We start from the raw sequence: 20,113 nt of genomic DNA on the forward strand, positions 1-20,113 counted from the left end.
TGGGTAATACTAATTAATCAATAATAATTATAAAGGTCGCAGTGATGAAGCATTTAGGGATTTTATGTGTATTTTTCGTCATGTTCACGTGTCAGGTGCAGTCACAAGCTCGTTTACCTCTAAGTGATTATTTTTTTGAAACATGGAATACCCGCTCAGGCCTGCCTCACAATAGTATTAATAGCTTAGCGCAAACTCAAGACGGTTATTTATGGATAGCAACATGGGAGGGTTTAGCGCGCTTTAATGGCCAAGAATTTAAACTATTTACTCGCGCTGAAATAAATAATATTCCCGACTCAGGGCTTCGTGCACTTACTCCTACCGATGACGGCGGCTTATTAATAGCCGGTGCAAGAGGTGGTATCAGCTTATATCAATATAGACAGTGGAATACTCAGCCGAGTGCCTCAGCTATGGTTAATCACATAATTAAAAGTAACGATGACGGGTTTTGGCTGGCATTAGAAAACGATGGCGTATTTTACCGCGGGGCTAATAGTAAACACGATCAGGCCATTGTTCATAATGTTAGCGCCTATCATGTGCTTGAAGATGCCAATGGCGTTATTTGGGCTGCTACTAGCGATGGTTTATATAAAATTGTTGATCAGCAAGCAAGCTTAATAACAGCCGATGACGGGCTACCCAATGCAGCAGTTTATACTCTACTACTTACTCGCCAAGGGAAATTAATTATTGGCAGTGAGCGCGGCGCTTATATTCTCAAAGACGCAGTATTTACTGCCATCCATCCACAGCTCAGTGTCGAGTCTATTTCTAGTTTATTAGAAGATAACCACGGTGATTTATGGTTTGGCACTATTAATAAAGGTATTTTTCGACTCAGTGTGGCTGGGCTTGAGCAATTAGATGCGAAAGGCGGACTCCCTGCTAATAGAATATTGTCTTTATTACAAGATAGAGAAAACAGTATTTGGGTGGGCACTAATGCCGGGCTGTTTAGATTAAGGGAGGCGCCATTTACCGCCTGGACTACTAAGCGGGGTTTAGCTGGGGATTACGTGCGAACGGTATTATCGCACTCCGATGGTAGCTTATGGGTAGGGAGTAGTGCCGGCCTTAACAAAATTAAAAATAATAATGTAACTCAAATAGAAGGTGCTAAAGAAGGTTCTCCCTATTCGGTATTGAGTTTACTGGAGGGCGAGGATGGCGATGTATGGATAGGCACTTATACATCGGGTGTATTAAAGGTCAGTAATAATAAAATAACGCCTTATTTAAATCGTAGTAATGGCCTTGGGAGTAACGAAGTAAGAGGGCTATTACTCGACTCTAAACAGCGATTATGGATCGGCTCTGCTATGGGGTTAACGCGAGTTGAAAAAGATGGCTCATTAGTGCAATTTACCAATGAAAAAGAGCTGCCTAGCGGTTTTATTTTAGCACTCAGTGAAGATAACAAAGGCAATGTTTGGATTGGCACCGGCAATGGGGTTGTGGTGTTTAATATACTAACTGAGCAATTTAGTGCTATAAGCTTTCCAGCGCAATTTGCTGCCGAGTATGGATTTGGTTTTTATTTCGATGACGACTACACATGGGTGACGACAGATCGTGGATTAATGCGCTATGAGCACAGTGCGGGCAAAATGGCTATTTTAGGGCGGGAGCAAGGGCTGCCAGTCGATAAGTTATTTCAAATTGTGGTTCATAAAGATTCATTTTGGTTATCGAGTAACCGCGGGGTTATTCAGGTTGATCGCCAGCACGTTAATCATGTTCTTGATGAAAAACAAAAAAATATAAATATTCCACTCGTATTTCAACTTTATGACGAGGGCGATGGCATGCTCAGTGCACAAGTTAATGGCGGCTCGACCCCATCAGCAACAGTGCATAAAGATGGCACCATTTGGTTTGCTACTGCAAAAGGAGTAAGCGCGCTAAAACCTGAGTTATTGCAAGCATCAAGCAAAGTAGATTTGCCTACTATGATTGAGAGCTTTAGCGTTAACGGCAGAGCAACAGCGCTCCCATTAGATGGTGAAACAGTATTATTGCCGCCTAATGTTTCAAGATTATCTTTTCAGTATGCGGGTTTGAGTTTTATTATGCCGCAGCGTTTAAGTTTTCAAACACAGTTAGAAGGTTTTAATAAAGAGTGGGTAAACCGCCAGCACATGACAGGTGCAGAATACACCAACTTACCTGCAGGTAAGTATACGTTTAAGGTGCGCGCCGGGTATCCAAATACTCAATGGCAGCAAAATGAGCAAAAAATTAGCTTTATAATTCAGGCGCATTATTGGAAAAAACTGAGCTTTAAATTAACACTGTTTTTTACTTTTTTGGTCACTATATATGCTATTTATAAATACCGCTTATATCATTATAAAAAAGTAGAGGCAGAGCTAACTAAACGAGTAGAAAAGCAAACACAGGACCTTCAAGAACAGGCCAATGCTTTTGCTTATCAAGCCACTCACGATCAACTTACTGACATGCCTAACCGGCGCGCTTTCGATAGTTGGTTAGCAGCAAATTTTGCCACTTATAAGCAGGAAAATAAAATATTAGCTATTGCTATCATGGATATAGATCACTTTAAGCGAGTGAACGATGGCTGGTCACACATTGTTGGTGATAAAGTTATTTGTGAAATAGCCAAAATGCTTAAATCGCGCTGTGAAGGAGAGCAACAAGTAGCTCGCTGGGGCGGGGAGGAATTTACCTTAGTGTTTCCTAACAAAACTGCAGCAGAAGCAAAACTCATGTGTGAACTATTACGGGAAGAAATTGCAAATAACGATTTTTCAGTAATTGCTGCTGGGCTGCATCAAGTAACCGCGAGTTTTGGTGTTTCTGATTCTAATAATATAGACGATTACGACCGACTTTTATCAGGAGCCGATCAGGCATTATACAAAGCCAAAAACGGTGGCCGTAATCGTACCGAAATCATGTAATTGAAAAGTGCCTCAGTCGCACACATATAGAGAGTATACATTGAGCGAAGGCATCAGCATGATAAATGGATTGTTAATTGTTATCTTAATTATTTTTGTGGTTATTTTTTGGCGTTGGCCAGCTATTCAAAATAGATTATGGCAACGTAAATATAAAACTCTTGAGCTTAATTCGCAGCAAAAAGATATTTTACTGCGTTGTATGCCTATTTATAAAAAAATGACCGATGCTGATAGAGCAAAGTTAGAGCGTCATATTATGTGGTTTTTAAGTGAAAAACGCTTTGTAGGGTGCGATGGCTTAAAACTAACAGGTGCAATGAAGCTAATTGTAGCAGCCGATGCCTGCTTGCTTGTGCTCAATAAACCTTGGCCACTTTACAAAAATGTAAAAGAAATACTCCTATACCCAAGTGCTTATTATGCACCGCAGTCAACGCGTGATAGTGCTGGCTTAGTTAGCTATCATAATGCAGTTAGGCTTGGAGAGTCGTGGCCAGGCGGTACACTAGTACTTAGTTGGCACGATGTACTAGAGGGGAATAGATTACCCAGTGATGGCCATAATTTAGTGTTTCATGAATTTGCGCATCAGCTAGATCAAGAAACCGGCAAAACAACCGGCACGCCGTTACTTAAAACTTCAGCCGAGTATAAAGAATGGGGGCGCGTATTTAGTCGTGCCTTTAATCAGTTAAAAAGTCATGTTGCTTATAGTATGGAGCATGTTATTCATAGTTATGGTGCGACTAATGAGGCTGAATTTTTTGCGGTGATCACCGAAACCTTTTTAGAAAAACCAGCAGAGCTGCGTCGATATGACCCTGAAATTTATCGCTTGCTGGTGGACTATTATCAATTTGACCCTATAGTCTGGCATTAATTTACGGCATTTCATCCTATAACGCTGGCAACTTGTCGGCGTTTTTGTTGCAATCATGTAAGAGAGTTACATAGAGCAACAATAATAAGTGAGAATTGCATGAAAAAAATGCTGCAAACGGTGCTAACTTTATCTGTGTCATTGGCATTAGGCAACGCACAAGCCCAACAAGACGATGAGCCAAAATGGCAAGTAGATTCACCTAAAGGGCAATTTGTAGATGCCACCATTAGTGTTGATCAAGGCACATGGATGAACTTAGATATTAGCCCTGATGGTAAAACACTGGTGTTTGATTTACTTGGCGATATTTATACTATGCCAATAAGTGGTGGCAGTGCCACACAACTTACCTCAGATATTGCATGGCAAATGCAACCGCGCTTTAGCCCAAATGGTAAACACATTGCTTTTACCTCAGATCAAGGTGGCGGCGATAATATTTGGATTATGGATTTAAACGGCGAAAACCAAAGTGCAGTAACCGACGAAACCTTTCGCTTATTAAACAGCCCTGCATGGAGTCCTGATGGCGACTACCTAGTTGCCCGTAAACACTTTACCGCAAGTCGCTCATTAGGGGCAGGCGAAGTATGGCTTTATCATAAAGCGGGTGGCAAAGGAGTACAGCTTACTAAGCGAGCTGACGATCAAAAAGATTTGGGTGAACCAATGTTTTCGCCCGATGGTCGTTATGTGTACTTTTCACATGATGCAACGCCAGGTAAAACCTTTCATTATTCAAAAGACTCTGTAGCGGGAATTTATAAAATAAAACGTTACGACCGTGAAACCGGCGAAATTGAAACGGTGATTAGTGGCATGGGTGGCGCAATAAGACCAACACCTTCACCCGATGGTAAAAAGCTTGCCTATATAAAGCGTGACGACTTTCAAACTAGCCTGTATTTATACGACTTAACTAGCGGTGAGCATACTAAACTGTACGATAAGTTAGAGCGTGATATGCAAGAAACCTGGGCTATTCATGGTGTTTACCCCACGATTGCTTGGACGCCAGATAACCAACAGCTGGTATTTTGGGCTGGTGGCACAATACATAAACTCGATGTTAGCGATAAATCGGTAGAAACCATTGCTTTTAAAGTACAAACCACTAAAAAAATTCAAAAAGCAGTGCGTTTTACACAAAACCTCGATACAGATGAATTTGATGTAAAAATGCTGCGTAACGTAAAAATTAGCCCAGATGGTGAAACGGCTATTTTTGAAGCGTTAGGACACATTTATAAACGTGATTTAGAATCAGGTAAAATTAAGCGTTTAACCAAACAAACCGATCATTACGAGTTATTTGCGCAGTACTCGCGCGATGGCAAAAAAATAGTGTACACCACGTGGGACGATAACGAGCAAGGCCAAGTACGTGTGGTTTCTGCGAGCAGTGGCCGTGGAGACACCATAACTGAGCAACCGGGTAAGTACGTTGAGCCTACCTTTAGCCCAGACGGTAAAACAGTGGTTTATCGCAAAGCCACCGGTGGCAGTATTTTAAACCCTAAGTGGTCACTAAACCCAGGAGTTTACAGCGTAAGTACTAAAGGCGGCAAAAGTGAGTTAATTTCAAAAAATGGCTATCAGCCACAGTTTGGCGCAGCTAACGATCGAGTGTACATCATGAGCCCATGGCCAAAACCAACGCTGAGTGTAGTAGAACTTGATACTAAAAAAGTGCGTAAGCTTTACGAATCTGAGCATGCCACCGAGTTTAGAGTATCGCCAGATGGCCAATATCTTGCGTTTGCTGAGCGCTTTAAAGTATTTGTAACACCGTTTGTAGAAAGCGGTAAAACGCTTAATATTAGCCCTACAGACAACCAATTTCCTATTGAGCAGTTATCTGTTCGTGCGGGAGAAAATATTAGCTGGAGCGCTAATAGCAATAAACTGTATTGGACTTTAGGTCCTGAACTTTATCATGCCAGCCTTGAGGGTATGTTTGCTATTAATAAAGCTGACGATAAAGACTTTAAAGTAAAAAGTGGCGATAACATTAGTTTTAGTAAAAAAATGGCTGAGCCAAAGGGCATGATAGCTCTAACGGGCGCTAAAATTATTACTATGGATGGCGAAAAAGTTATTGAAAATGGTGTGATTATCACCGATGGTAAGCATATAAAAGCCATTGGTACAGGCGCTGAAGTAAGCATTCCCAAAGGTGCTAAAGTAGTTGATGTAAAGGGCAAAACGATTATGCCAGGGCTAGTCGACGCCCACGCACATGGCTCGCAAGCAAGTGATGAAATTATTCCACAACAAAACTGGAAAAACTTTGCAGGGCTTGCATTAGGTGTAACTACAATTCACGACCCATCAAACGACACCTCAGAAATATTCACCGCCAGTGAAATGCAAAAAGCAGGCATGATAGTTGGCCCGCGTATATTCTCTACCGGTACTATTTTGTATGGCGCCAATATGCCAGGGTATACCTCGCATATTGACTCGTTAGATGATGCTAAATTTCATTTAGAGCGTTTAAAAAAGGTTGGCGCGTTTAGTGTTAAATCGTACAACCAACCACGTCGCGAGCAACGCCAGCAAGTAATAGAAGCGGGGCGTGAACTGCAAATGATGGTAGTGCCCGAAGGTGGCTCATTACTACAACATAACCTAAGTATGATAGTAGATGGGCATACAGGCATTGAGCATTCAATTCCGGTAGAGCATATTTACGACGATATAAAACAGCTGTGGTCACAAAGTGATGTAGGTTATACACCAACGCTTGTTGTAGCCTATGGCGGTATTTGGGGCGAAAATTACTGGTACGATAAAACGGATGTGTGGAATCACCCACGGTTAAGTAAATTTGTGCCTAAAAACCAATTATTACCGCGCTCAATGCGCCGCGTTAAAGCACCCGAGCATCACTATAACCATTTTAACAATGCCCGCGTAGCTGCTGAGCTGCAAGACCTAGGTGTACTAGTTAACTTAGGAGCGCATGGCCAACGTGAAGGTTTAGGTGCGCATTGGGAAATGTGGATGTTTGCCCAAGGTGGCATGACCCCACTTGAAGCAATTAGAGCCTCTACACTCGATCCAGCTAAGTACTTAGGGCTAGATAAAAACGTCGGATCGCTAGAAGTAGGTAAACTTGCTGATTTAATGGTAATTGATGGCGATCCGCTAAGTAATATCCGCGACTCAGACAAAATTGACTACACCATGATCAACGGCCGCTTATTTAATGCCGCAACTATGGTTGAAGTGGGTAAAAAACAGCGTAAACCACTTTATTTTGAAAACAACAAATAACATTTAAAGTTAGAGTTTAAATAACGTTAACGCATTTAAAAGCGGCTAACTTAGTGTTAAGTTAGCCGCTTTTTTTAGGCATAAAAAAACCGCTTAACGCGGTTTATTTTAAAATCACATTAGGATGTTAAACAACACCGCGCGGTAAACGGCAATCGTGCTCTTTACGCGCTAATTCTACAATCCAAAACTCTTCAGCTGTATAACCGTCTTCATTTTCGGTAACAACAGTAAATGGTGCTTTTTTCTGTGCTTTAGCAGGCGCAGCCACTTTAGTTTTTTTCGTTTTAGCAGTTTTGCCAGAAGTTAACTTTTTAGTTAACTCTGCTACATCAGCTAGGCGTAAATTTTTGCCGCCATCGATGCTGTACCAGCCTGGTTTTGTAGTGATTTCAGGTTTTTTACCGTTGGCAGCTTCATACGCTGATTCAAAGGCAGATAACACTGCTGTTTTGTCTAGTTTACTCATTAGAGACCCTATACGTTGTTAACACAGATAAAGAAGTCCTATTTATACCTATTTTAAAAGTGTTTTTCAATTTTTTGCGATTTTCCTTCCATTTTAGCTCATAAACAGCCAAAATTTGCACAAAATTCAGTGTTAAGTAAGGTAGCTTGTATGCAACGTCGAGAATTTAACCAGCTGTTAAATGACATTTTAAAACCCCACACAATTAATGATTTTTGCCCAAATGGCCTACAAATTGAAGGCAAAAATGAAATTAAAACCATAATTACTGGTGTTACTGCAAGCCAAGCACTGATTGATGCTGCAATAGAAAAAAATGCTGATGCAATATTAGTGCACCATGGTTATTTTTGGAAAGGCGAATCGCAACCAATTACAGGTATGAAAAAACGCCGCATTGGTGCGTTATTAGCAAATGACATTAACTTATTTGCTTATCATTTACCGCTCGATATACATCCGGTACTTGGTAATAACGCACAATTAGCACTGTTGCTAGATATTGAAATTGAAGCGGGTTTAGAGCCTGTTGCAAACAGCGTAGCAATGAAAGGGCGTTTAAAAACACCGTTAACGGGTGAAGAGTTTGCCAATAAAATAGCTCAAGTGTTAAACAGATCACCACTGAGCAGTTTAGTACGAACCGATAAAATAGAGACAATTGGGTTATGCACCGGTGGCGGGCAAGGTTACATTGACCTAGCTGCAGAGCAAGGCCTTGACGCCTACTTAACTGGCGAAGCCTCGGAGCAAACTATTCATAGCTCGCGCGAGCAAAATATTGATTTTTTTGCCGCAGGGCACCACGCCACAGAGCGCTACGGCATTAAAGCATTAGGTGAGCTACTCGCTCAAGAGCATGGTTTTGACGTCACATTTATTGACATAGATAACCCAGTATAAATAGTTAAAAATGCAATAAATATAAAATCATCATTAGCTCTCATGGCTTTGGTAAACAATACAAAAAACCATATTAATACATGTGTTAGTGAAGGTTGCGGCTGGGTGGTTTTTACTAAATACAAAGTGACAGGTAAAGCTTAAGCTATAAATCTTAAGCTACTAACCTATGCGGCTATTTTATATTTATGAGCTGCTTTAGATTTAAGTCGTGATCGCGTTTTTGAGGAATGCTTGAAGCCGTTTTTCTATAACTAGAAACTTCAGAGCCTCGAATATAAGTAATGAGAGGAGTCACTTTTGAGCGAAATGAAAATATTTGGTCTTTTTTTAATTACGGCTTTGGCAGAAATTATTGGCTGTTATTTACCATACCTTTGGTTGCGTGAGGGGAAATCGGTTTGGTTACTGGTTCCTGCAGCCCTCAGCCTGGCTATATTTGCTTGGTTATTGTCGTTGCATCCAGCCGCTGCAGGTAGGGTTTATGCTGCTTATGGTGGCGTGTATATTTTCATGGCTATTTTGTGGTTGTGGGCTGTTGATGGTATTCGTCCAACTACATGGGATCTTGTGGGGTCTGGTGTAGCACTTGTAGGTATGGCTATAATAATGTTTGCTCCACGTAGCGTATAACAATAGTATCAGAGGTGGTAGTTTCCATCACGGAAAATAAAAAACACCTATTTTAAGGTTTGTAATTGCAGCGTAGTTAGTAAAGCTGCACATATCCGGAAATTACCATGTCTAAATCAGTTCAACCGCACATTAAAATGTAGCTCTAATCGTTAAAAACTACGATGATGCTATCGCGTTGTATACTAAAAAACTTCAATTTACATTCCTCGAAGATACTGATTTAGGTGGCGGGAAGCGCTGAGTTTAGGTTTATCTTCCCTATTCTAATGGTACGAATTTACTAGGAGCACAAACGAGCAGACACAAGCTGTTGGTAACCAAACCGGTGGACGTGTTTTCTTACTTTTACAGATCAACGATTTCTGGTGAGACTATGAGCTAATGAAAGCAAATGATGTTGTATTTAATGAAGAGCCACGAGTTGAAGAGTATGGCACAGTAGTGTTTTTTCAAGACCTATATAGTAATAAATGGGATTTACTGCAACTCAACAGCACAACCAAATAGTATGCACTTAACAATAGACTATAGGAACAACAGCTGTTTTCACCACACACTTAATCTGGCAGCATCTAAGCCAATAAATTTAAAAAGTTAAGAACCGATAAAAATTATGAACACTGAAAATACTTCTCAAAAAAGCGCTAGCTTTTTTCCATGGCTGATTATGATCTTGATGTCGTCAGTGACCTTTGTAGGGATATTATCGGAGCTGATGCCCTCAGGTGTTATGCCTTTAATGATGGCCGATCTCAATATTAGTGAGATGCAAACAGGTAATTTGGTGGGCTACTACGCCATTGCTTCAGCGATATTTGCAATTCCGCTCATTTCAATGACGATGCAATTTAATCGCAAGCACTTACTGCTGCTTTTGTTGAGTGGCTTTGCCGTTTCAAACATTGTGGTTGGGCTGATTGATAATTATAACGTTATTATTTTTCTTAGAATTATCGGAGGCATTTGTGCAGGTGTGATGTGGCCAATGATTGCAGCTTACGGTATGCGACTGGTAGATGAGGAACATCATGGCAAGGCTATTGCGGTTATTATGGCAGGCACCACGCTGGGAATTAGTATTGGTATGCCCATAATGACGACTATTGGCAATGAATATGGTTGGCGAAGTGAGTTTATTGGCTTTGGGCTGGTTATTATTGCTATTGCAGTTATTAGCTTTTTTGCTTTGCCTTCTGCGCCCGGTGAAAAGCTGAGCAAAAGCTCCTCACCTTTTGCGGTATTAACAAATCCAGCTGTACTAGTTATTCTTGTGCTTACCTTGCTTGGTGTAACCGCACATTATGGTGCCTATGTTTACATTACAAGCCTGGTTGAGGAAATTGGTTTAGCTGGTGGGATTGAAAGTGCTTTATTGTTTTTTGGTATAGGTTCGATGATTTCTGTTTTTTTAGCTATAAAACTTATCGATAAATACCTGCGGCTATTAACAATAACCATGTTTGCATTACTTATTGTTTCTATGCTCACATTACTAATGTTTGGCAAAGTAAAAGGTGTAGGGCATTTTGCTTTTTTTATCTGGGGTCTTTCATTTGGTCCCTTAGTCACTTTAATGCAGGCCGCCGTTAGCAGGCAGGTAAAAAATGCTAAAGATGTTGCTACTTCAGTTCAGTCCTCGGTATTTAATTTATCCGTTATGATCGCATCTTCTGTTGCTGGGCTGCTGCTGGGGATTTATTCACCTATGAGCTTGGTGTACTTTGCCGTTGCTTTATCTATTCCGGGTATTATTATCTCATTTTTTGCGAAAAAAACTTTAAGTAAAGTGTTTTAGAAAAGCTTATAGATACTAAGAAAATAAAATCTATACAGTTAAAGTGAAGTGGCCAATTGAAAGGTAGTGTAACTAATATTACTCCCTCTAGTGCCGGATGATGATGGTTATAGTTATAGCTTGTTCATGCAGCAAAATGGCCTAAAGTGAGCTCCCTATGTATCTGCTTTAGCATTTGGAATTTGACTCTAAGCGCGATGGAAAGTCACTGCTTGTTGCTTAACAAAGTAATCAAAGCTGTCTTTGGTAAGTGCACTAACACGTGTAACTTTGTGGGATGTTATGTGGCGCATTGGCAAAATGTACGACACACGTTATTGGCAAAAGAGTTATAAATTAATAAAACCGGACACTTATTTAAGTAATCCGGTTTAATACACTATTTGTAATTTACTGTGTTGAACTTACGTTAAAGTGCTTCTGGGTCTATCCAACGGCGCATGCTGATCCACGCTTTACCCACTACCTCATGGCTGTATTGTGTTACTACATGCAAAGCTTGGGCATTTGGTACGAGTTGTTTGTGCCAAGGTAACACAGCAAAGTTATGATAATCAGTTGCCGCTGTTATTACCTCAACACCTTGGGCGTTAAATAAATCTTTTGCGCGCGGCATATGTAAAACTGAAGTAACCAATGCCACTTTGTAGTCAACTAATGTGGGGGCTAATAATCTTGCTTCGGCTGGGGTATCCATAGCCGCTGGATTTTGCACTAAGCGATTTTTATTAATGCCTAAATTTATTGCTGTGTTATACATTAAGCTACTATTAGTGACTTTTTGGTATCCGCCGCCCGATACAATAAGTTGTGCATTTGGGTAGAGTTTGGCTAGCTTTATGCCTTCGACTAAACGAGTAAGTGCGCAGTTGCCAAGTTGGTTATTAGCACTTAAAGCCGTGTTGGGGTTAATGTCGCAACCGAGTACGACTATTTTGTCAATTTTTGGCTGTTTTAATGAATTAAATGCCAGTGCGGGTGACTCGTTATTTTTTATAATTAGGTTAGCAACCAGCGGTGTGCTGACTAAAAGCAGCGCCGCTAAGCTTATAAAAGATAAAAATAAAGCAGATCTTTTACCTCTAAATGCCAAAAGTAGCATAATAAGGGCAAATAGACCCATTAAAGGCAGTGGCATTAATAAACCACCCAATAATTTTTTAATGGCAAACATAATGAGTAATATAAAAAGCTAAGTTAGCTTTATATTACTCATGTGTAAGATGTTTATCGACCGTTATTTAACTTACAGGTATTTAAAAAGTGACGATAAACAGGGTTGTCTTTCATTTCTTTTTTCATCGCTAAATACATAGGGCGAGTTAAGCCTAATGCTCCTAGCGGAATTGACTTAATTAATCCTTGGCTTTCGTAAGGTGTAACCAGCCAGTCGGGTAATGCAGCCACGCCCATGCCCGCACTAACGAGTTGAAAAATAAGTAATCCCTGGTCAACTGTTTTAAGTGTGCCATCAAAACGGGCATTTTGAATAAAGTGTTTAAAAATATCTTGGCGTTCGCGCGGAATAGGGTAGGAAATAATAGTTTCGTTTTTTAAATCAAGCGCAGTTACATAGGCTTTTTTAGCAAGATCATGGTCGGGGGCAACAATGAGCTTTAATTTAAAGTCGAATAAATGGGCGTATTCTAGCTGGTCGGGTTCGCGTATATCTGAGGTGAGCACTAGGTCAAGTTCATCACTTAATAAATCAGGGATGGCGTCGTAGCTAAAACCGCGTTCGTAATCAATTTTTATATCGGGCCAAAAATTATTAAATTCTTTAATTGTTGGCAATAACCAATGAAAGCACGCATGGCACTCAACACTTAAGCGCATTTGTGAAATAGGCTGGTTTAAACTTTCTTTTAAGCGGCACTTGGTTGCTTCTACTTTTGGTAATATTTCGTGGGCTAATTCAAGTAATAGCATACCTTGGGGGGTAAATCGTACTGGTTGGGTTTTTCTCTCGAACAATTGGCAGTCTAATTTGTTCTCTAAATCTTTGATTTGATGTGATAAAGCCGATTGCGTTAAAAATAACTCACGTGCGGTATTAACCAAAGATCCCGTTTCTTTTAAGGTAGCAATGGTTTTTAAGTGTTTAAGACCAATCATCTTTAAAAATTCTCATGAAAAAGGTGAGTTAACTCAGAGTAAGCACATATTACGCTTTTACAAAAAACGTTTCAACGTCTAGAAGGCTGTTAATTGTGTTTTATTAGTAACCTCTATGCTTAACATTAAGTTTTTTAATCATGAAAGTCATTTTAAAATAGATTTGATGGATTTTGCATGAGTTTAGCTCATGTTGGGTTTTGGTGTGATTACTAAAAATATTGTGGGCGAGCATGGATTTATTACAAAGGTTTGAAATGTTGATTACCCGAATGACACTGACCAAGTGTATTAGGATATTAATACAGCTAAGATGCCCAGTATTGCATGGATAAAAAGCAATTATTCACAAAGCAGCTAAAGCACCGGTTGCGCGTTTGTGGATAAATCCAGATTGTGGTTTAAAACCAGATCATGGGACAAGCACTTACCAACATGGTTAAAACAACCAAAGAGCTGCGTGAAGAGTTAAAGGTTAGATCTACACCTTAAAAATGTAGCTTACGTATATTACTTATATAAAAATAATCGTAAAAATAAGCCAGCAATAATTAGCTGGCTTTTTATTATAGTGGGGCGTCGATTAGTAAAATAGCTTCTTGGGCTGTTACCGGTTTTGATTTTAAATAGCCTTGCCCGTAATTGCACTGCGTAGTTTGTAAAATAGCGAGTTGCTCTGCAGTTTCAATCCCCTCAGCAACCACTGCAAGATTAAGTGATATTGCTAGCGACAAAATAGCATCAACGAGTGGGTTGGCTGAGTCATGTAAGTGATCAATAAAGCTCTTATCTATTTTTAAAATATGAATAGGTAGCTGATGTAAGTAACCAAGCGCTGAGTAACCTGTACCAAAGTCATCAAGGCAAAGCTTTACTTTTAATGGCGATAAGCCTTCAATTATTTGCGTAGCTAAGTCTAAATTTTCGATTAACCCCGATTCAGTAATTTCTAAACACAAAGATCCCAGCGGGAGCTGATATTTATTATAAATAGCGTGAATTTGTGCCACAAAATCTAAACTGGCAAAGTGACGAGACGATACATTAACGGTGACTTTTAAAAACCGGTGTCCTTGTTGATGCCAAGTGCTAATTTGTTGTGCGGCTAAATCTAATAAATGTAAGTCTAAATTAATTATTTGCCCGGTTTTTTCAGCAATTGGGATAAAGTCATTTGGCGGTACAAACCCTTTACTGGGATGATGCCAACGAACAAGTGCTTCAAAACCGATTACTTCACATGTTGCAATGGTAAATATAGGCTGAAAATACAGCTCAAACTCATTGTGCTCTATACCGTGTTGTAAGTCGTTTTCAATATCGGCATGTGTTTTAAGCTTTTTGCGCATAATATTATTAAATAGCTTAACTTGTCCGCGTCCTGTCGATTTAGCTTCGTACATAGCTGCATCAGCTTGTTGCAATAAAATATAGGCTTTGTCGTTTTCGTTATCACTTAATGCTACGCCAATACTTGTAGATGCTTGTAATAGGTGGCCGTCAATATTAATTGGCTTTGAAAGGGCAAGTTGTATGCGTTTGAGCGCATCCGTTACCTGATTGCGGTGAGTGATGTTTTCCATAAAAATAGCAAACTCATCGCCACCTAAACGTGAAAATGTGTCGGTATTGCGCACCGTGCCTTTAATTAATTGGCATATTTTTATTAAAAAGTGATCACCAACTTCATGACCAAGTGAATCATTAATACTTTTAAAGCGATCAAAATCTAAATAGAGTAAGGCGTGGCTAGTGCCTTTTTTTGCTCTTGCAAGGCGTAAAATAGCATGCTTAATTCGCTCAATAAGTAATGAGCGATTAGCTAGGCCCGTGAGGTCATCGTGCAGGGCGCGGTGCTCTAGTTCTTGGCGAGCTAATTGGCGATCAATCGCCATACTTATTTGTCGGCTAACATAGGTCAGCAGCGCATTATCGTGTTGACTGTAATGTAGTGCTTTATCGTAACTTTGCACTACTATAACACCGCTATGGCGATCGTTTACCCTAAATGGGACACCTAACCAAGATTCTGCGCGCCTACCCACCATTTTAAAATGCTGTTGTTCTACATGGTGTAAAAACTCACTATTAGTGAGCAGTAAAGATTGCTCCGTAACTAATAAATAATACGAGGCAGTATCTTTTAATTGCTCTTTTGAAATTTTTTGATGGCTGTTGGTTTTAATGCCTTCTTCAACAATATAAACAATATCTAACACGTCAATTTGTTTATCGTATAGCGCTATAAAAAAGTTATCGGCAGGGAGTAAACTATTAATAATTAAATGCAGCGATTCAAAAAAAACGTCTAAATTTTTAGCTTTATAAGTTAAGTTTGCAATTTGCAGCAGGCTATTTTCTAACTTTTGGGCATTATTTAATTGTAAAACCGTTGTTTGTAAGCTGTTTACCGTATTAACTTGGTTTATTTTGGCACTTAATAAGTGAGCAACCGTAGTGAGTATTTCGAGGTGCGAGTTAGTAAAGTAATTTTTAATTGGGTGCTCACAATCTATTACCCCTAAAACATGATCTTTGTATATAAGTGGAACACATATTTCAGATTGAGCAGGGCGCTCATCAGCAATGTAGCGGCTATCTTTGGTTACATCGCCAATCATGATTGCTTTAGCTGTGGTTGCTACATAGCCGGTGATACCTTCATCAAAGCGGATCACTTTTCTCTGTGCTTGATATTCTTTGCGCTCACTGGCAACGCCCATAGAAGCGGCTTGAATAAGCGTTAAATTGGCAGTATCAGCAAGATAAATAACACAATCAACAAAGCCAAGCCTATTAATCACTTGGGTAGTTACATATTCAAATAGCTCATCAAGCGTATCTAATTGCAGCAAGCTTGAGGAGAACTGATTAATTATACTCAGCTGATCGGTTTTAACCTCGAGCGCTGTAGTGATATCTACTTTGTTAGGCATAGCAAATAATGTAGTTCTTAGTTAAGTATAAATACGGGTACTAATTTAACATGGTATTAACTTTCCTACAAAACAAAATGATAATTGCTTTATGTAAACTGTAAAGTTTAATTGCAGCGCTACAAAGGTTGATTATTTATAATAAGATCTTTACTCGAAAACGTCCTATGCCTATGATCGGATAAATTTAGCTTAGGGACCAACTCATGACCGTTAAAAATACAGACTCTGCAGCAACACTCACTATTACCAGGCCAGATGATTGGCATGTACACTTACGTGATGGTGATCAATTAAAAGACACGGTTCGTGATATTAGCCGTTATATGGGTCGAGCAATTATTATGCCTAATTTAATGCCGCCAGCAACTTGTACAGATACGGCATTAGCATACAGAGAACGTATAATGGCTGCAGGCCCACAAGGCAATTTTGAGCCTTTAATGGTGCTATACCTTACAGATAAAACAACCCCAGATGAAATAATAAAAGCCAAAGCAACTGGCAAAATAGTTGCAGCAAAACTATATCCGGCAGGTGCAACAACAAATTCAGACTCAGGTGTTACCTCAATTAAAAATATTTACCCTGTTTTAGCTGCAATGCAAGACGTAGGCATGCTGCTTTTAATACACGGTGAGGTGACAGATTCGTCTATTGATATTTTTGACCGTGAAAAAATATTTATCGAAACGATTTTAGGTGATGTAGTAACTGACTTTCCTGAGCTAAAAATAGTACTTGAGCATATTACAACCAAAGATGCGGTAGAGTTTGTAACTAATGCGCCGGATAATGTTGCAGCAACAATTACTGCTCATCACTTACTGTACAATCGCAACCATATGCTGGCAGGGGGCATTCGCCCACATTATTACTGTTTACCTATTTTAAAACGTAATATTCACCAACATGCTTTAATGGCTGCTGCAGTAAGTGGTAATAAAAAATTCTTTTTAGGTACTGACTCAGCGCCTCATTATAAAGATAAAAAAGAAGCTGCGTGTGGTTGTGCAGGAGCTTATACCGCACATGCTGCTATTGAGTTATACGCAGAGGCATTTGAAGGCGCTGGTAAACTAGACAAACTGGAAGGCTTTGCAAGCTTTTTTGGACCAGACTTTTATGGCCTTGCACGTAATAAAGATACCATTACTTTAGAAAGAAGCCCGTGGCAAGTGCCTGCAAGTTATACGCTTGGCGACTCACAAGTAGTACCTATAAAGGCAGAGGATACAATTGACTGGCAAGTTAAGTAGCCTGGTTGCTCACAATACCTAAAATTTTTAAAGCCGTTTAGCTTAGCTAAGCGGCTTTTTCATTTTTTAAACGGAGTTTAAAGTTTAGGTAGAATCAGCTGGTAATTTTAGAAAAGCGCTTTAGATTTATTGTTAGATGATTATAGAAAATACTAAAGCGTTTAATGGTATTGCCAGCAAGGTGACAATTACAGGATAAAATCTATATTTATTTGCTTTTAAATTAACCGTTTAAGAAAAAAAATCAGAAACAACGCATTATTGATAAATATTTTCTAATTAATAGAGCGAAATAAAATTTAATGTGCTAATCTTAACTTGCTTTGAGTTTTTGCCTAATGAATTTACGGATGTTGTGCTGCGTTTAAGGTTACCGGTTTGGTTATTACTTCTTCCTGTACTGTACCTCCATATTTTTGAGCATTGATTCAAGGAGGATATTGCCATAATAATATGGCTGAATTTTAATTATTGACTTACAGGAAAATTTAGTATGTCGGTTACTGGTAAAGTAAAGTTTTTCAACGAAGCTAAAGGCTTTGGTTTCATTGAACAAGAAAATGGTCCTGACGTGTTTGTACATTTCAGCGCAATCACTGGTTCTGGTTTTCGCACTCTTAGCGAAGGTCAAGCAGTGACATTCAGCATCAAGCAAGGTCAAAAAGGCCCTGAAGCTGAGAACGTAGAAGCAGCATAATTTATTATGTGAACCTTCGTTCAACGTGGTGAAACAGGCTACTGTTTCACCATAATTTTCTTTTTAAATAATTCACATTCCCGCAAATCAAAATAGCTACCTCTAAATATTTTAATTATCACTTATCAACTTAAACACTCTGTTGTTGTGCGTCATTTTAATAATTACAATTTTTAAAAATTCCATTACTCAATAAATAAAATCATTCTTTATGTATTTGCTATTTATAGTTTAAATAACCACAAACACAGCAAATCATGGGTTATAAAGTTTAATGGTAATATTTTTAAAAAAGATAAAATAGCTTCTTCACTGTGTTGAAAGTAACTTAAATAGAGTAACTAATTTTTGTTTGTGCGCAGTTAATTTAAATCCCCCTTCGTTATTTACTCCCACTGAATTTAAAGCAGTTTTAATAAGCTGATACAAGGTCGTCAAAGTTATTAAAAGTAACTTGTGTACGCATGTAAGTTGCGTATGTAAGTGCTGCGAGCGTACAAAGGCGCTACAACAGGATATTACAAACTACCAGCCTCATAGTTTAAGGGGTAAGCACTCCTTAGCTTTAATGCTGTGTTAATCAATCCACATCACTTTAAATTAATAAAAAATGATCAGACTATAGAATTAAATCATCACTAGCTGCGTTAAAAGTAATTTTTAGTCACCACACGAGTGTACTAAGTGAAAGTGATGGCAAAGTAATAATTCAGAACAACGAAATATAAAGCCTTGATTAAGAACAAGAGGCTTGCTCGTCATTAAAATAACCCTTTTAATTAAGCATATTAATATTATTGCCTTAGGGGATGTAGTAATTATCAACTACTCTAAAATAAGCCTGCAGATACCGCTTTAGTAGCAAACATTAAAAATAAACATTGTGCTAATAGGGTGGTAATGATTTATATTATTTTTGCATTTTAAAAAATGGATAAGCCATATTTATTGTTTGAATTCTACCTTTATGATTAGTTTTTTATAATGTAATACACAATAGTTATTATGAAGTGGGTTGTAGATTATCTATGGTACAAATGAGTTTTCGTCTATAAAACGCTCAAAAGTTGTTAAAGATAAAATAATAGAAGGTTATTTATATTTTTTTTTTAGTCTCTAAATAGTTAATGTCAAATGTTATAATAATGTTTATTTTTAAGTTGTTAATTATGAATGTTGTTATTACAAAAGGGTTTCATGAAAGTATTTGCGGTAAAGTGGTTGCAATAATGTTAATGTTATCGGGTTGGTATATTAAATAACTAGTTCATATGCATATTTATTTATAGGTAATGCTAAACATCAAGTTGACATGACTTACTGCATTTAGCATTATTGAAAGGTTGATATCTATTAAAAGATATCAGGGTTGTCTTCCTCTTGTAGGTTGATAATTAAATTATAAAAGTAACATTACTTAATTGGTTGGGAACTATGTCTGTTAAAATCAGAAAGAGTCTTGTAGCAACTGCGTTGGTTGGCGCATTTGCATTTGCAAGCAGCAATGTGATTGCAGATCCTTTGAATGACGTGCAACAAGCAGGTCAGCAAATTCAAAAGGCTGCAGTTAAGTCTCAAACTAAAATTGACAATGTATATGGTCAAACTCAAGAGCTAATAGCTGAGTACCGTAGCATTGTTGATGAGACTGAACTTATGAAAGTGTACAACGATCACGTAGCACGTTTGGTTGATGACCAAAACGCGTCTATTGAATCGTTTGACCGTCAAATAGCAACTATTGATAACACTAAACAAAACGTTGTGCCTCTGATGTATCGCATGATCGATACGCTTGAGCAATTCATCAAAGCGGACGTTCCATTTAATCTTGAAACGCGCTTAGGTCGTGTTGAAAGATTACGTGAAATCATGTCTTCTTCTTCTGTAACAACGTCTGAGAAATTCCGTCAAGTACTTGAAGCTTACACAGTAGAAACATCATACAGCTCAGCTGTAAATGCTTCACAAGGTACGCTTGATGTTGATGGCCGTAGCATTAACGTTGATATCGGTCGTTTAGGTCGTATTACTTATGTTGCACAGTCATTTGACTTGAAACATGCTTGGGTTTGGGATAACAACACTAAACAGTGGAAAGAATTAGGTGAAGAATACCTAAAACCTGTTAAAGAAGTGATCCGTATGGCACGTAAGCAAGCGACACTAGAACTTGTTAAACTACCAATTTTTGGCGCGGAGTAA

General features: G+C 38.8%; 14 protein-coding genes and 1 pseudogene. 11 read left to right on the top strand and 4 right to left on the bottom strand.

The genetic code is table 11. The annotated features are described in order from the left end of the window. Positions 1–44 precede the first annotated feature (44 nt). From H5058_RS12560 to H5058_RS12570, 3 genes are all read left to right on the top strand, one after another. Positions 45–2,933 (top strand): ligand-binding sensor domain-containing diguanylate cyclase, encoded by a 2,889-nt coding sequence (locus H5058_RS12560; protein WP_182678471.1) that lies wholly within the window; start codon positions 45–47, stop codon positions 2,931–2,933. Positions 2,934–2,991: 58 nt separating this feature from the next. Continuing rightward, complete coding sequence (locus H5058_RS12565) at positions 2,992–3,816, top strand: M90 family metallopeptidase (protein ID WP_182678473.1); 825 nt, start codon at positions 2,992–2,994, stop codon at positions 3,814–3,816. Between the two features lie 99 nt (positions 3,817–3,915). Next, positions 3,916–7,098, top strand: coding sequence for an amidohydrolase family protein (locus H5058_RS12570; RefSeq protein WP_182678475.1), 3,183 nt, complete (start codon positions 3,916–3,918; stop codon positions 7,096–7,098). 127 nt (positions 7,099–7,225) lie between these two features. Here the strand turns inward: H5058_RS12570 and H5058_RS12575 are convergent, their stop codons facing one another. Further along, positions 7,226–7,567, bottom strand: coding sequence for a hypothetical protein (locus H5058_RS12575; RefSeq protein ID WP_011327857.1), 342 nt, complete (start codon positions 7,565–7,567; stop codon positions 7,226–7,228). A gap of 150 nt (positions 7,568–7,717) precedes the next feature. Here H5058_RS12575 and H5058_RS12580 point away from each other — a divergent pair, with 150 nt between their 5' ends. The 4 genes and pseudogenes from H5058_RS12580 to H5058_RS12595 all read left to right on the top strand — a co-directional run bounded on the left by H5058_RS12580 (position 7,718) and on the right by H5058_RS12595 (position 10,901). Then, on the top strand, positions 7,718–8,470 hold the full coding sequence (locus tag H5058_RS12580) for a Nif3-like dinuclear metal center hexameric protein (protein ID WP_011327858.1): 753 nt from the start codon (positions 7,718–7,720) through the stop codon (positions 8,468–8,470). A 309-nt stretch (positions 8,471–8,779) separates the two neighbouring features. Further along, positions 8,780–9,103, top strand: coding sequence for a YnfA family protein (locus H5058_RS12585; protein ID WP_011327860.1), 324 nt, complete (start codon positions 8,780–8,782; stop codon positions 9,101–9,103). A gap of 107 nt (positions 9,104–9,210) precedes the next feature. Beyond that, positions 9,211–9,613 (top strand): annotated as a pseudogene (locus H5058_RS12590) (VOC family protein). Positions 9,614–9,719: 106 nt separating this feature from the next. Next, positions 9,720–10,901 carry an MFS transporter gene (locus tag H5058_RS12595; RefSeq protein WP_182678477.1) on the top strand — a complete coding sequence of 394 codons (1,182 nt, stop codon included), beginning with the start codon at positions 9,720–9,722 and terminating at the stop codon, positions 10,899–10,901. Between the two features lie 409 nt (positions 10,902–11,310). Here the strand turns inward: H5058_RS12595 and H5058_RS12600 are convergent, their stop codons facing one another. After that, the gene (locus H5058_RS12600) at positions 11,311–12,075 is read right to left on the bottom strand and encodes a YdcF family protein (protein WP_182678479.1); all 765 of its coding nucleotides are present in this window, start codon (positions 12,073–12,075) and stop codon (positions 11,311–11,313) included. Between the two features lie 53 nt (positions 12,076–12,128). Then, positions 12,129–13,016 carry a LysR family transcriptional regulator gene (locus H5058_RS12605; RefSeq protein WP_011327866.1) on the bottom strand — a complete coding sequence of 296 codons (888 nt, stop codon included), beginning with the start codon at positions 13,014–13,016 and terminating at the stop codon, positions 12,129–12,131. Between the two features lie 377 nt (positions 13,017–13,393). On the opposite strand from H5058_RS12605, the gene H5058_RS18505 reads away from it, so the two are divergent. Next, positions 13,394–13,459 (top strand): hypothetical protein, encoded by a 66-nt coding sequence (locus H5058_RS18505; RefSeq protein ID WP_231613568.1) that lies wholly within the window; start codon positions 13,394–13,396, stop codon positions 13,457–13,459. 123 nt (positions 13,460–13,582) lie between these two features. Here H5058_RS18505 and H5058_RS12615 read toward each other — a convergent pair whose 3' ends face one another. Then, positions 13,583–15,952, bottom strand: coding sequence for a GGDEF domain-containing protein (locus H5058_RS12615; RefSeq protein WP_182678481.1), 2,370 nt, complete (start codon positions 15,950–15,952; stop codon positions 13,583–13,585). 206 nt (positions 15,953–16,158) lie between these two features. Here H5058_RS12615 and pyrC point away from each other — a divergent pair, with 206 nt between their 5' ends. The 3 genes from pyrC (at position 16,159) to H5058_RS12630 (ending at position 20,113) form a co-directional block, all read left to right on the top strand. After that, positions 16,159–17,211, top strand: a complete 1,053-nt coding sequence (gene pyrC, locus H5058_RS12620; RefSeq protein ID WP_086993324.1) for a dihydroorotase — start codon at positions 16,159–16,161, stop codon at positions 17,209–17,211. Between the two features lie 493 nt (positions 17,212–17,704). Next, positions 17,705–17,908: a cold-shock protein gene (locus H5058_RS12625; protein ID WP_002961702.1), complete on the top strand. Its 204-nt coding sequence runs from the start codon at positions 17,705–17,707 to the stop codon at positions 17,906–17,908. Between the two features lie 1,434 nt (positions 17,909–19,342). Continuing rightward, positions 19,343–20,113 carry a DUF3450 domain-containing protein gene (locus H5058_RS12630; RefSeq protein WP_011327871.1) on the top strand — a complete coding sequence of 257 codons (771 nt, stop codon included), beginning with the start codon at positions 19,343–19,345 and terminating at the stop codon, positions 20,111–20,113.

Origin of the sequence: Pseudoalteromonas sp. SR45-4 (assembly GCF_014163535.1) — a bacterium.
Lineage (GTDB): Bacteria > Pseudomonadota > Gammaproteobacteria > Enterobacterales > Alteromonadaceae > Pseudoalteromonas > Pseudoalteromonas nigrifaciens.

Excerpts from the sequence above, each read along its gene's own strand:
- H5058_RS12570 (WP_182678475.1), top strand. The coding sequence starts at position 3,916 with ATGAAAAAAATGCTGCAAACGGTGCTAACTTTATCTGTGTCATTGGCA.
- H5058_RS12560 (WP_182678471.1), top strand. The coding sequence starts at position 45 with ATGAAGCATTTAGGGATTTTATGTGTATTTTTCGTCATGTTCACGTGT.
- H5058_RS12595 (WP_182678477.1), top strand. The coding sequence starts at position 9,720 with ATGAACACTGAAAATACTTCTCAAAAAAGCGCTAGCTTTTTTCCATGG.
- H5058_RS12585 (WP_011327860.1), top strand. The coding sequence starts at position 8,780 with ATGAAAATATTTGGTCTTTTTTTAATTACGGCTTTGGCAGAAATTATT.
- H5058_RS12565 (WP_182678473.1), top strand. The coding sequence starts at position 2,992 with ATGATAAATGGATTGTTAATTGTTATCTTAATTATTTTTGTGGTTATT.
- H5058_RS12580 (WP_011327858.1), top strand. The coding sequence starts at position 7,718 with ATGCAACGTCGAGAATTTAACCAGCTGTTAAATGACATTTTAAAACCC.
- H5058_RS12605 (WP_011327866.1), bottom strand. The coding sequence starts at position 13,016 with ATGATTGGTCTTAAACACTTAAAAACCATTGCTACCTTAAAAGAAACG.
- H5058_RS12575 (WP_011327857.1), bottom strand. The coding sequence starts at position 7,567 with ATGAGTAAACTAGACAAAACAGCAGTGTTATCTGCCTTTGAATCAGCG.
- H5058_RS12630 (WP_011327871.1), top strand. The coding sequence starts at position 19,343 with ATGTCTGTTAAAATCAGAAAGAGTCTTGTAGCAACTGCGTTGGTTGGC.
- H5058_RS12615 (WP_182678481.1), bottom strand. The coding sequence starts at position 15,952 with ATGCCTAACAAAGTAGATATCACTACAGCGCTCGAGGTTAAAACCGAT.
- H5058_RS12625 (WP_002961702.1), top strand. The coding sequence starts at position 17,705 with ATGTCGGTTACTGGTAAAGTAAAGTTTTTCAACGAAGCTAAAGGCTTT.
- pyrC (WP_086993324.1), top strand. The coding sequence starts at position 16,159 with ATGACCGTTAAAAATACAGACTCTGCAGCAACACTCACTATTACCAGG.
- H5058_RS12600 (WP_182678479.1), bottom strand. The coding sequence starts at position 12,075 with ATGTTTGCCATTAAAAAATTATTGGGTGGTTTATTAATGCCACTGCCT.